The 11,428-nt window shown below is 57.5% G+C and carries 13 protein-coding genes and 1 tRNA gene; 13 read left to right on the forward strand and 1 reads right to left on the reverse strand.

Annotation, left to right across the window (positions count from 1 at the left end; all coding sequences use genetic code 11):
• Window positions 1-135 precede the first annotated feature (135 nt).
• The 4 genes from ACJSDX_RS14185 to ACJSDX_RS14200 are packed head-to-tail and all read left to right on the forward strand — an operon-like array spanning window position 136 to window position 3,037.
• On the forward strand, window positions 136-1,125 hold the full coding sequence (locus tag ACJSDX_RS14185) for an RluA family pseudouridine synthase (protein WP_407995242.1): 990 nt from the start codon (window positions 136-138) through the stop codon (window positions 1,123-1,125).
• Window positions 1,109-1,765 carry an HAD family hydrolase gene (locus ACJSDX_RS14190; RefSeq protein ID WP_407995243.1) on the forward strand — a complete coding sequence of 219 codons (657 nt, stop codon included), beginning with the start codon at window positions 1,109-1,111 and terminating at the stop codon, window positions 1,763-1,765. Before ACJSDX_RS14185 ends, ACJSDX_RS14190 begins: the two co-directional genes overlap by 17 nt.
• Window positions 1,744-2,106, forward strand: a complete 363-nt coding sequence (locus tag ACJSDX_RS14195) for a Rieske (2Fe-2S) protein (RefSeq protein WP_407995244.1) — start codon at window positions 1,744-1,746, stop codon at window positions 2,104-2,106. Before ACJSDX_RS14190 ends, ACJSDX_RS14195 begins: the two co-directional genes overlap by 22 nt.
• On the forward strand, window positions 2,099-3,037 hold the full coding sequence (locus ACJSDX_RS14200) for a S49 family peptidase (RefSeq protein ID WP_309565153.1): 939 nt from the start codon (window positions 2,099-2,101) through the stop codon (window positions 3,035-3,037). The genes ACJSDX_RS14195 and ACJSDX_RS14200 overlap by 8 nt, the downstream gene beginning before the upstream one ends.
• Window positions 3,038-3,141: 104 nt before the next feature.
• Here the strand turns inward: ACJSDX_RS14200 and pgi are convergent, their stop codons facing one another.
• Complete coding sequence (gene pgi, locus ACJSDX_RS14205) at window positions 3,142-4,794, reverse strand: glucose-6-phosphate isomerase (RefSeq protein ID WP_407995245.1); 1,653 nt, start codon at window positions 4,792-4,794, stop codon at window positions 3,142-3,144.
• A 302-nt stretch (window positions 4,795-5,096) separates the two neighbouring features.
• Here pgi and rpsF point away from each other — a divergent pair, with 302 nt between their 5' ends.
• The 9 genes from rpsF to ACJSDX_RS14250 form a co-directional block, all read left to right on the forward strand.
• Complete coding sequence (gene rpsF / locus ACJSDX_RS14210) at window positions 5,097-5,480, forward strand: 30S ribosomal protein S6 (protein WP_309565155.1); 384 nt, start codon at window positions 5,097-5,099, stop codon at window positions 5,478-5,480.
• Window positions 5,481-5,486: 6 nt separating this feature from the next.
• Window positions 5,487-5,786: a primosomal replication protein N gene (priB, locus tag ACJSDX_RS14215; RefSeq protein WP_407995246.1), complete on the forward strand. Its 300-nt coding sequence runs from the start codon at window positions 5,487-5,489 to the stop codon at window positions 5,784-5,786.
• Between the two features lie 12 nt (window positions 5,787-5,798).
• The gene (rpsR, locus tag ACJSDX_RS14220) at window positions 5,799-6,026 is read left to right on the forward strand and encodes a 30S ribosomal protein S18 (protein WP_011479550.1); all 228 of its coding nucleotides are present in this window, start codon (window positions 5,799-5,801) and stop codon (window positions 6,024-6,026) included.
• Window positions 6,027-6,037: 11 nt separating this feature from the next.
• Entirely contained in the window at window positions 6,038-6,484 is a 447-nt protein-coding gene (gene rplI / locus ACJSDX_RS14225; RefSeq protein WP_309565157.1) for a 50S ribosomal protein L9, read from the forward strand.
• A 123-nt stretch (window positions 6,485-6,607) separates the two neighbouring features.
• Window positions 6,608-7,996, forward strand: coding sequence for a replicative DNA helicase (dnaB, locus tag ACJSDX_RS14230; protein WP_309565158.1), 1,389 nt, complete (start codon window positions 6,608-6,610; stop codon window positions 7,994-7,996).
• 2 nt (window positions 7,997-7,998) lie between these two features.
• Entirely contained in the window at window positions 7,999-9,075 is a 1,077-nt protein-coding gene (gene alr / locus ACJSDX_RS14235) for an alanine racemase (RefSeq protein WP_407995247.1), read from the forward strand.
• Entirely contained in the window at window positions 9,075-10,436 is a 1,362-nt protein-coding gene (gene radA / locus ACJSDX_RS14240) for a DNA repair protein RadA (protein ID WP_407995248.1), read from the forward strand. The genes alr and radA overlap by 1 nt, the downstream gene beginning before the upstream one ends.
• A gap of 167 nt (window positions 10,437-10,603) precedes the next feature.
• Window positions 10,604-10,693: transfer RNA gene (locus ACJSDX_RS14245), tRNA-Ser, on the forward strand.
• A 375-nt stretch (window positions 10,694-11,068) separates the two neighbouring features.
• Window positions 11,069-11,428, forward strand: a 360-nt coding sequence (locus tag ACJSDX_RS14250) for a hypothetical protein (protein ID WP_407995249.1), incomplete at its 3' end; no start/stop codon positions are given.

The raw sequence follows: 11,428 nt of genomic DNA on the forward strand, positions 1-11,428 counted from the left end.
AGCGCATTATTTGTTACAAATCGCTACTTGATGTTGATTGGCGAGCGAGTTAACCAAGGTGTTTTTTCATTCCAGTTGTCATTCTTGAAGAAGCGCTTAGCGCATTTACCTCAAGATGGTCGTAGTATAGGTGAGATGAATAATTTAAGCAAAACAAGAAATCAATTTAATCCCGCCGCTGTCAACCTGCTCACTGTAGATGAAGCCAGTGAAGGCCAAAGAATTGATAATTTCCTGGCCAAAATACTCAAGGGGGTCCCCAAGAGCCATATTTACCGCATCCTGCGCAGCGGAGAGGTTCGCGTCAACAGCAAACGCGTGGATTCAAGCTGCAAGCTTAGTCTGGGGGACCAGGTGCGTGTGCCGCCGGTGCGCATGGCGCAGCCGCAGGCCGAGTCGGTGGCTAAGCCGCAGGCATCCAAGTTCGACGATGCCATCATTTTCGAGGATGAGGCGCTGCTGGTGATCGACAAGCCGGCGGGGTTCGCCGTGCACGGGGGGAGTGGTATCAGCCGCGGCGTGATCGAGCAATTGCGCCTGGAGCGCCCGCATGCCAAGTTCCTCGAACTGGTGCACCGCCTCGACCGCGAAACCTCCGGCGTGCTGTTGCTCGCCAAGAAACGCGTGGCGCTGGTCAACCTGCATGACGCCATCCGCAACAACCAGACGGATAAGCGCTACCTGGTGCTGGTGCATGGCAAATGGACCGACCAGAAGCGCCGGGTCAAGTTGCCCCTGCACAAATTCGTGCTGCCGAGCGGCGAGCGCAGGGTGGCCGTGCAGGATGACGGCCAGGACTCCGAAACCATTTTTTACCTGCGCAAGCCTTTGGGCGAGTTCACTTTATTGGAAGCCCAGCTTGTAACCGGCCGCACCCACCAATTGCGCGTGCAATTGTCTCACCTGGGCTTCCCGATCGCCGGCGACGACAAATACGGCGACTTTGCCCTGAACAAATCCCTGCAGAAGCGCGGCTTGAAGCGCATGTTCCTGCACTCCGCGGAAACGAATTTACGACATCCTGTCAATGGAGAAAAATTGAAATTAATCGCACCCTTACCCAATGAACTTGAGAAATTTGTTGAAATATTGAATGCGGAGTCCAAGCATGGCCAAGCGCTTTGACCTGATCGTGTTCGATTGGGATGGCACGCTTGCCAATTCCACGCAGATCATCGTGGACAGCATCCGCAAGGGCGCTGTCGAGACCGGCCTGGACGATCCGGGGCAGGAGGCCGCCAGCAGCATTATCGGCCTGGGCTTGCGCGAAGCGATCGAACAATTGTTTGGCGTGATTACGCAGGAGCAGATCCAGCAGATGGCGGCACGCTACAATGTGCACTACAACGCGCATCAGGATGACGTCGTGCTGTTTGATCAGGCTTACGACACGGTGAGCAGGCTCAACCAACAAGGGTACATGCTGGGCGTGGCCACCGGCAAGGGCCGCCGCGGCCTGAACCATGCCTTGGCCCATAGCGGCCTGGGCGAGTTCATCCACGGTACGCGCTGCGTCGACGAATGCCTCTCCAAGCCCAACCCGCAAATGTTGCTCGAGCTCATGGACGAGTTCGGCGTCGAGCCCGAACGCACATTGATGGTGGGGGATACCAGCTTCGACTTGCAGATGGCGCAGAATGCCAAGGTCTCCAGCCTGGGGGTGACCTATGGCGCGCATCCGCTGGAACGTTTGCTGCCGCATTCTCCGCTGGCGCATTTCGATGATTTTGCTACACTCAGCCAATGGCTGGACGCGAACGCCTGATCTGCCAAAGCAGTGAGCTGGAAGACGGCGGCAAGGGCGTGCGCTTCGACCTTCCCGAACTCGGCGGCCATGTCACCGGGTTCGCGGTGAGGTTCGGTGGCAAGGTCTATGCCTACGTCAACCAGTGCGCGCATATTCCGCTGGAGCTGGACTGGAACCATGGCGAGTTTTTTGACGTCAGCAGACACTACCTGATCTGTGCGACCCACGGCGCGCATTTTGAGCCGGAAACCGGGTATTGTGTAGCAGGGCCTTGCCACGGACGGAGCTTGCAGCCCGTGCAGGTGAAAGAGCAACAGCAGCAAATATTGATCAACCTGGAAAGCTTAATGAATGTCTGACAATTATCCTAACGGCTCCAACTGGGAGCGCGAAACACTGCATCAGCTTGCCTTGGCCACGGTCAAGGAACAACGGCGTTCGCGCCAATGGGGCATTTTCTTCAAGTCGCTCGGTTTCCTCTACCTGTTCATCATCCTGTTTTATGTCACCGGCTGGAACGAGAGTTCGTCCGCATCGGTGGAGCATACGGCATTGATCGACATCAACGGCGTGATTGGCAGCGATGATGTGGTGAACGCGGATAGCGTGATCGCCAGCTTGAAGTCGGCCTATGACAGCAAGGGCACCAAGGGCATCATCCTGCGCATCAACAGCCCTGGCGGCAGCCCGGTGCAGGCGGGCATCATCAACGACGAGATCAAGCGCCAGCGCAAGTTGCACCCGAATATCCCGGTTTATGCCGTGGTGCAGGATATCTGCGCTTCGGGCGGCTATTACATTGCCGTGGCAGCGGACAAGATCTATGTCGACAAGGCCAGCATCGTCGGTTCGATAGGCGTATTGATGGACGGGTTCGGCTTCACGGGCGTCATGGACAAGATCGGCGTGGAGCGGCGCTTGATGACGGCTGGCACGAACAAGGCCATGCTGGATCCGTTTTCTCCCGTCAATCCCAAGCACAAGGAATTCGCCCAGCAGATGCTGGACCAGATCCATGCGCAATTCATCGCCGTGGTGCGCGAGGGTCGCGGCAAGCGTCTCAAGGAAACCTCCGAAACGTTCAGCGGATTGTTCTGGAGCGGCGAGAGCAGCGTGGAAATGGGGCTGGCCGATGCCTTCGGCAGCTCTGACTATGTGGCGCGCGAGGTGATCAAGCAGGAAAACCTGGTCGACTTCACCGCCAAGGAAGGGCTGGCCGACAGGTTTGCCAAGCGCCTGGGCGCCAGCGTGAGCGCGAGTTTTCTCGGCAAGAAACTGGGTCTGGAGTAAGCATAAGCATCAACGACTCAAGTAAAGTCGGTCGATGAAATAAAAAAGCCACGAATATCGTGGCTTTTTTATTGATAAGAGCTGAGTACTATAAAGCTGGCAGCCTATTTTCTCGACTTGAAGTAATTCATCAGGCCGTTGGTCGAGCTGTCATACTCGTTCGACTCCTTGCCGTCGTTCAATTGAGGCAGGATTTTCTTGGCAATCTGTTTGCCGTATTCCACGCCCCATTGGTCGAAGGAGTTGATGTTCCAGATGATGCCTTGCACGAATATCTTGTGTTCGTAGATGGCGATCAGCTTGCCTAGGGTCTTGGGGGTGAGCTTGTCGAACAGGATGGTGGTGCTCGGGCGATTGCCCTCGAATACCTTGTGCGGCAGCAGGATTTCCAGCTCATCGCCGCTCAGGCCTTGCGCGACGAGCTCGGCCTTGGCTTCATCCAGCGTCTTGCCTTGCATGAGGGCGCTGGTCTGCGCGAAGCAGTTGGCAAGCAAGATCAGGTGGTGCTCGTTGCCGTTCTTGCCCACGCTGTACTGGCTATGCAGCGGCATCATGAAATCGCAGGGGATCAGGCGGTTGCCCTGGTGTATCAACTGGTAGAACGCATGCTGGCCGTTGGTACCGGCTTCGCCCCAGATGATGGGGCCGGTGGTGCATTGCACGATGCGGCCGTCGCGGGCGACGAACTTGCCGTTGCTTTCCATATCGGCTTGCTGCAGATAGGCGGGGAAGCGCGCCAGGCCTTGGTCGTAAGGCAGTATCGCGAGGCTGTCGGCGCCGAAGAAGTTGTTGTACCAGACGCCCAGGAGCGCCATGATCACGGGTATGTTCCGCTCCAGCGGCGTGTTCTTGAAATGCAGGTCGATTTCATGGCCGCCTTGCAGCAGTTCCTCGAAGTTGTCCATGCCGATGTAGATGGCGATGGACAGGCCGATCGCGGACCAGAGGGAATAGCGTCCGCCCACCCAGTCCCAGAACTCGAACATGTTGGCGGCGTCGATGCCGAACTTGCCGACTTCGTCCGCATTGGTGGAAATCGCGACGAAGTGTTTTGCAACGTGCGCTTCATCCTTGGCCGCCTGCAGGAACCAGGTGCGCGCGGAGTGCGCATTGGTCATGGTTTCCTGGGTGGTGAAGGTCTTGGATGCAACGATGAACAGCGTGGTTTCCGGGTCGCATTGCTCAAGGGTCTGGGCAAGGTGGGTGCCATCGATGTTGGAGACGAAATGCGCATTCAGGCCCGCCTGGGCATAGGGCTTGAGCGCGCCGCACACCATGACGGGCCCGAGGTCGGAGCCGCCGATGCCGATATTGACGACGTCGGTGATGCGCTTGCCTGAGTAGCCCTTCCATTCGCCGGAGCGGATGCCGTCGCTGAACTTGCGCATCTGCGCCAGCACGCGGTTGACCTCCGGCATGACGTCCTTGCCGTCGACATATATAGGTGTGTCGCTGCGGTTGCGCAGGGCGGTGTGCAGCACGGCACGGTTTTCGGTGAAATTGATTTTCTCGCCCGAGAACATGCGGTCGCGCCATTCCTCGACCTTGGAGTCGCGCGCCAGTTTGAACAGCAGCGGCAGCGTTTCATCGGTGATGCGGTGCTTGGAATAATCCAGCAACAGGCCTTCGGCGTTCAGGGAGAATTTTTCGAATCGGCGCCCATCCTTGGTAAACATGTCCCGCATCTGCAGGGGGAGGATTTCGTGATAATGGGCGCTAAGGTCATGCCAGACCGGACAGTTTGTTGGGTTCGTCATTGCGGATTATATGTTTATTGGTAATCTTTTAAAGTGGTTTGGTCATCTGTCTGTTTGCGAGGTTTGGCGTAAGCTGGCATGTCAATCCGAACAGCTTGCTGCATATAATGACCAGGTTCAATCCTGATGATTCTATTCAATTCTGAGTAAATAGACAATTTTAGTATTCAGCGCTTTGCGCCTGAAGGCGGGATGATGCAGGTTGTGATGGATTAATTGATATTTTTTAGCTATACTTCCGGGTTTTCCACCTTGCCTCACCGTTGCGCATGCGGGAGGCTGTCAATCCAAAAGGAGATTCTATGCGACATTATGAAATCGTTTTCATCGTCCATCCGGACCAGAGCGAGCAAGTGCCAGCGATGATCGAGCGCTATCGCACGCTCGTGACTTCCAATGGCGGTACCATCCATCGCCTGGAAGACTGGGGCCGCCGCCAGCTGGCTTACCCAATCCAGAAAATCCACAAGGCGCATTACGTGCTGATGAACATCGAGGCTAGCCAGGCAGTGCTTGAAGAGCTCGAGCACGCATTCAAGTTCAACGATGCAGTATTGCGTCACCTGACCCTGAATACCGACGAAGCCGTGACTGCGCCATCCCCAATGATGAAGGAAGAAAAGTCCAAGTCATTGCTGGCCAAGGACGAAGCTGCTGCACCCGCTGCAGAGCAAGCCACAGCTTAATAAGTAGTGAGTTTAAACAGGCTGGAGTTGGACGGCGAGTTCACGCAGGTTGCGGAACTGCGTTACACCCCGGCAGGAATACCGGTATCGAGTTTCGTCCTGAAGCATATGTCTGAACAGGTCGAGGCGGGAATGAAGCGCAAGGTTGAATGTGAGGTGTCAAGCATGGCCATGGGGCCGCTGGCGCTGGAAGCACAGAAAATCAGCGAAGGAACGCAGGTGAAGGTGGCCGGGTTTCTCGCAAGGCGCAGCCTCAAGAGCTCGCAGCTGGTATTGCATATACAAACATTGGAAAGAATTATCTGAAAGGTTTTCATCATGGCACGTGACATGTTCAAACGCCGCCGCTACTGCCGTTTCTCGGCAGAGGGCATCAAGCAAGTGGATTACAAGGATGTTGATCTGCTGAAGGACTTCATCAACGAAAACGGCAAGATCATCCCAGCCCGTATTACCGGCACCAAGGCCAAGTATCAGCGCCAGCTGACTACTGCAGTGAAGCGCGCCCGCTTCCTTGCCCTCCTGCCATACACTGACAAGCACTAAGAGGTGAGACCATGCAAGTTATTCTGTTGGAAAAAGTAGTTAACCTGGGCAACCTCGGTGACATCGTCAAGGTGAAGGACGGCTATGGCCGCAATTTCCTGATCCCTCAAGGCAAGGCAAAGCGTGCGACCGAAGCCAACAAGGCCGAGTTCGAGGCGCGTCGTGCGGAGCTGGAAAAGCAACAGGCCGAGCAATTGGCTGCTGCGCAGAAGCGTGGTGAGAAGCTGGCTGGCTTCCTGTTGCAAGTTACTCAGAAGGCTGGCGTCGACGGCCGCTTGTTCGGGTCTGTGACCAATGGCGATATCGCTGAAGCGCTGACTGCTCAGGGCTTCGAAGTTTCTAAATCCGAAGTGCGCTTGCCAGAAGGTCCGCTAAAGGCGATTGGCGACCATCAGATCAGCATCGCGCTGCACCACGATGTTGTTGTCGAGATCACCGTTTCCGTGCTCGGCGAGTAATACTGCATCCGGCTTTCAAGCCATCGAAAGGGCTGCCATCGGCAGCCCTTTTGTTTTGAAGATTCCAGCGCATATTGCCGAGAACGGGCAACCAACCCGCAAGCCTAATTGTTATAATGCGCCATGGCTGACGACACACTAGAATCCCTGAAACTTCCCCCGCATTCCGTAGAGGCAGAGCAATCAGTATTGGGCGGCCTGCTGCTTGAAAATGAGGCGATGGACCGCATTGCCGATATCCTCGGCGCCGACGATTTCTACCGGCATGATCACAAACTGATCTTCCAGCACATCAGCCGCTTGTTCGAGCGCAGCAGGCCCGCCGATATCGTGACCGTGGCCGAGTCGCTGGAGAATTCGGCCGAGCTTTCCAGCGTAGGCGGGCTGGCATACCTCGCGGCATTGGCGCAGAACACGCCGACCGCGGCCAATATCCGCCGCTATGCCGAAATCGTGCGCGAGCGCTCGGTGATGCGCAAACTGGTCGAAGTCGGCTCCAATATTGCCGAGAGTGCCTACAACCCCTTGGGACGCGACGCTCAGCAGCTACTGGATGAGGCCGAAGCCAAGATTTTCCAGATTGCCGAAGGCGGCAAGCGCTCGACCCAGGGCTTCCTGGACATGAAGACCCTGTTGCCGCAAGTGGCGGACCGTATCGATTACCTTTACCAACGCGACAACCACAGCGACGTCACAGGCATCCCCACTGGTTTTACCGACCTAGACGGCATGACCTCGGGCATGCAGCCCGGCGACTTGATCATTGTCGCCGGGCGCCCATCCATGGGTAAGACCTCGTTCTCGCTCAATATTGCCGAGAATGTGGCCCTGGACACTGGCCTGCCTGTCGCCGTCTTCTCCATGGAAATGGGCGCAACGCAACTGGTGACCCGTATGATCGGCTCCATCGGTAAGCTGGACCAGCACCGCATGCGCAACGGCAACCTGGAGGACGAAGACTGGGTGCGCCTGACGACCGCGCTCGGCAAGCTGAACGAGGCGCCCATCTATATCGACGAAGGCGCCGGCCTGAGCTCATTCGAAGTGCGCGCGCGCGCGCGCCGCCTGCACCGGCAAGTGGGCAAGCTGGGCCTGATCGTGATCGACTATTTGCAGTTGATGACAGGCACCTCCTCCGGCGGCGGCAGGAGCGAGAACCGCGCCACGGAAATTTCCGAAATCTCGCGCTCGCTCAAGGCCCTGGCAAAGGAACTGGATGTGCCCCTGATCGCCTTGTCCCAGCTCAACCGCAGCGTTGAGCAGCGCCCTGACAAGCGCCCGGTCATGTCTGACTTGCGCGAATCCGGCGCGATCGAGCAGGATGCCGACTTGATCCTGTTCATTTACCGGGACCAGGTATACAACCCGGACAGCCCGGACAAGGGTACCGCCGAGATCATCATCGCTAAGCAGCGTAACGGCCCGATTGGCCGCGTGCGCCTGACCTTCCTTGGCGAAAACACCCGTTTCGAGAATTTCGTGGGGCAATACCACGACAACTATGACGAGTAAGCATGCGTGCGACCAAAGCGACGATTGACATGGGCGCGCTGCGCCATAACCTGAATCTTGTGCGCGAGCGAGCGCCGGGCTCCAAGGTGCTGGCCGTGGTCAAGGCCGACGCCTACGGCCACGGGCTGTTGCGGGCAGCGCCAGGCCTGGAAGAAGCCGACGGCTTTGGCGTGTTGCGCCTGGGCGAAGCCCTGGCCTTGCGTGAAGCGGGCTATAGCCAACGCTTGCTGTTGCTGGAAGGGGTGTTCGGCATGGATGAGCTCGATGCCGTCGCCCAGCACGACATCAGCATTGTCGTGCACAACGAGCAGCAGCTCGCCATGCTCGAGGAGAGGGCGGCAGTCGCGCCCGCCAAGCCTATCTCGATATTCCTCAAGATGAACAGCGGCATGAACCGGCTGGGATTCAAGCCGCAGGCCTACAAACAAGCCTTGCAGCGTCTGGAGGCTTGCCCTGTGGTGGCAGGCGTCAGCTTGATGACGCATTTTGCGACAGCGGATGACGAGCAGGGCATCGCCGGGCAGCTCAATGTATTTGATGCTGAGACAGCCGGGCTGAGCCATCCCGTCAGCCTGGCCAATTCCGCTGCCATTTTGCGCTTCCCGGAGGCACATCGCGACTGGGTCAGGCCGGGCATCATATTGTACGGCGCATCGCCGGTATCGGGCATCGGCGCGGCCAGTTTCGGGTTGCGGCCCGCGATGCGCTTCACTAGCGAAGTGATCGCTGTGCAAACGCTGGAGGCCGGGGATATCCTCGGATACGGCGCGCGTTTCACCGCGACGCAGACAACCAGGGTCGCCATCGTCGCCTGCGGCTATGCGGATGGATATCCGCGCCATGCGCCCAACGGCACGCCCATCGCGGTTGGCGGGCAGCTCACGCAAACCCTGGGACGCGTCTCCATGGATATGCTGTTTGCGGATATTACCCAGCTACCCGATGCCGGCATCGGCAGCGAGGTGGAGCTCTGGGGCGAAACGGTGCCGGTGGATGCGGTTGCCGAGGCTGCAGGCACGGTAGGGTACGAGTTGTTGTGCGCGGTGGCGCCGCGCGTTGTGTTCAGGGTGACAGGCTGATGGCGAAGGCAAAGACGGTTTATAGCTGCACCGAGTGCGGCGGGCAAACCCCGAAGTGGCAAGGGCAATGCCCCTCGTGCATGGCATGGAATACCTTGGTCGAAAGCGTGGTGGAAGCCGCCCCTAGCCAGAACCGCTATGCCGCGCTTGCGCAGTCCAGCGGCTTGCAGAAACTGGCCGATGTCGAGGCTGCGGACGTGCCGCGCCACCCGACCGGCATTCATGAGTTTGATCGCGTCCTGGGCGGAGGTCTGGTGCCGGGCGGCGTGGTGCTCATTGGGGGAGATCCCGGCATCGGCAAGTCCACCTTGCTATTGCAGACCTTGTGCCATATCGCCAGCATGCGCAAGGCTCTTTACGTTTCGGGCGAAGAGTCCGCGCAGCAGATCGCCATGCGCGCCAAGCGCCTGGGGCTTGACGCCGGCCCGGTCGAACTGTTGGCGGAAATCAGCCTGGAAAAAATACTGGCTATCTTGCAGCAACATAAGCCCGAAGTAGCCGTCATCGACTCGATACAAACCATGTATTCCGAGGCCTTGCAGTCTGCGCCCGGTTCCGTGGCGCAAGTCCGGGAATGTTCCGCGCAGCTGACGCGTTTTGCCAAGCAGGCGGGCGTGACCATGATCCTGGTCGGCCATGTCACCAAGGAAGGCTCGCTCGCAGGGCCGCGCGTGCTGGAGCATATAGTCGACACCGTACTGTATTTCGAAGGGGACCAGAACTCCAGCTTCCGGCTGGTGCGCGCCTTCAAGAACCGTTTTGGCGCTGTGAACGAGCTGGGTGTGTTCGCCATGACGGAGAAAGGCTTGCGCGAGGTCAGCAATCCCTCGGCGTTATTCCTGTCGCACCATGCAGAACAGGTGGCAGGTTCCTGCATCACCGTGACGCAGGAAGGCAGCAGGCCGCTCCTGGTGGAAGTGCAGGCACTGGTGGACGAGGCGCATGCGCCCAATCCCAAGCGCCTATGCGTCGGCCTGGAGCAGAACCGGCTTGCCATGCTGCTGGCCGTCCTGCACCGCCATGCCGGCGTAGCCTGCTTCGACCAGGACGTGTTCATCAATGCTGTCGGGGGCGTCAGGATCAGCGAGCCCGCCGTGGACCTCGCGGTGCTGCTTGCGATTGTCTCCTCGCTGAAAAACAAACCCCTGAACAATAAATTGATCGTATTCGGCGAGGTGGGGTTGGCAGGGGAGGTCCGCCCGGTCCAGCGCGGGCAGGAGCGCCTGCGGGAGGCTGCCAAGCTCGGCTTCACCCATGCGATAGTCCCCAAGTCCAACTTGCCCAAGCAGGCAATTGAAGGCTTGGACGTCAAAGGCGTGGAGCGCCTTGATCAAGCCTTGCAGCTATTGCGTAACGGATGACTGTGGCTGCGGCCTGTTATAACCTGATGATTTGGTATGGGTAAATGGAGTATTGCCCAAAAATTGTAGCCGTCTGCAATTGACTGGATCGTAAAAAATACGCGTTTTCTTGGGCAAAACGCTTGGTCAGCACCGGAGATTTAATATATAATCCGGCCTCGTTTTGCGGAGAGGTGGATGAGTGGTTTAAGTCACCACCCTGGAAAGGTGGCACAGGGGCAACTCTGTCGAGGGTTCGAATCCCTCCCTCTCCGCCAGCATTGTTCGAAACCCCGATAGGTCGGGGTTTTTGCATTTCTGGGCTATCAACTCAAGTATTGATGGCAACCCTCCAGACGTTCAATCCATACATCTCTTTGGCTAAATCGGTGACGATGCTCGCTGTGCGCCTGAATGATATTCCTACAGTTGTTTCAGTTATACCTGGCTTATTTTATTGCCAGGGCTCAAGCATTATTTCATGCAGCATAACTCTTAGGCGAATACCGTTTTCTAGGCTGTTGGAGCATGATTCCTGGCTTAATAGAAAACGCTTTCTCCATTCACTCACTAACAAGGAGTACTGATTATGAGAGCAAGCCTTTTAGTATTACTGGCTTTAACAGTTGCATACCCGGCGGCAGCCGATATGGTTGAAGACAATATTCTCATTGCAGGCGCAGCAGGAACAGGCGCAGCAGGAACAGGCGCAGCAGGAACAGGCGCAGCAGGAACAGGCGCAGCAGGAACAGGCGCAGCAGGAACAGGCGCGGCAGGAACAGGTGCGGCAGGAACAGGTGCGGCAGGAACAGGTGCGGCAGGAACAGGTGCGGCAGGAACAGGTGCAGGTACCTCGCCTAGTACTTCTCCAAGCACTTCACCCGGTGGTACAACAGGTACAACAGGTACAACAGGTACAACAGGTACAACAGGTACAACAGGTACAACAGGTACAACAGGTACAACAGGTACAACAGGTACAACAGGTACAACAGGTACAACAGGTACAACAG

This window comes from Methylobacillus draconifructus (genome assembly GCF_045984355.1).
GTDB lineage: Bacteria > Pseudomonadota > Gammaproteobacteria > Burkholderiales > Methylophilaceae > Methylobacillus > Methylobacillus flagellatus_A.

What these genes read in the sequence shown, in the direction of transcription:
- ACJSDX_RS14185 (WP_407995242.1), top strand. Translation starts at nt 136, where the DNA reads ATGAATAATTTAAGCAAAACAAGAAATCAATTTAATCCCGCCGCTGTC.
- ACJSDX_RS14190 (WP_407995243.1), top strand. Translation starts at nt 1,109, where the DNA reads ATGGCCAAGCGCTTTGACCTGATCGTGTTCGATTGGGATGGCACGCTT.
- ACJSDX_RS14195 (WP_407995244.1), top strand. Translation starts at nt 1,744, where the DNA reads ATGGCTGGACGCGAACGCCTGATCTGCCAAAGCAGTGAGCTGGAAGAC.
- ACJSDX_RS14200 (WP_309565153.1), top strand. Translation starts at nt 2,099, where the DNA reads ATGTCTGACAATTATCCTAACGGCTCCAACTGGGAGCGCGAAACACTG.
- pgi (WP_407995245.1), bottom strand. Translation starts at nt 4,794, where the DNA reads ATGACGAACCCAACAAACTGTCCGGTCTGGCATGACCTTAGCGCCCAT.
- rpsF (WP_309565155.1), top strand. Translation starts at nt 5,097, where the DNA reads ATGCGACATTATGAAATCGTTTTCATCGTCCATCCGGACCAGAGCGAG.
- rpsR (WP_011479550.1), top strand. Translation starts at nt 5,799, where the DNA reads ATGGCACGTGACATGTTCAAACGCCGCCGCTACTGCCGTTTCTCGGCA.
- rplI (WP_309565157.1), top strand. Translation starts at nt 6,038, where the DNA reads ATGCAAGTTATTCTGTTGGAAAAAGTAGTTAACCTGGGCAACCTCGGT.
- dnaB (WP_309565158.1), top strand. Translation starts at nt 6,608, where the DNA reads ATGGCTGACGACACACTAGAATCCCTGAAACTTCCCCCGCATTCCGTA.
- alr (WP_407995247.1), top strand. Translation starts at nt 7,999, where the DNA reads ATGCGTGCGACCAAAGCGACGATTGACATGGGCGCGCTGCGCCATAAC.
- radA (WP_407995248.1), top strand. Translation starts at nt 9,075, where the DNA reads ATGGCGAAGGCAAAGACGGTTTATAGCTGCACCGAGTGCGGCGGGCAA.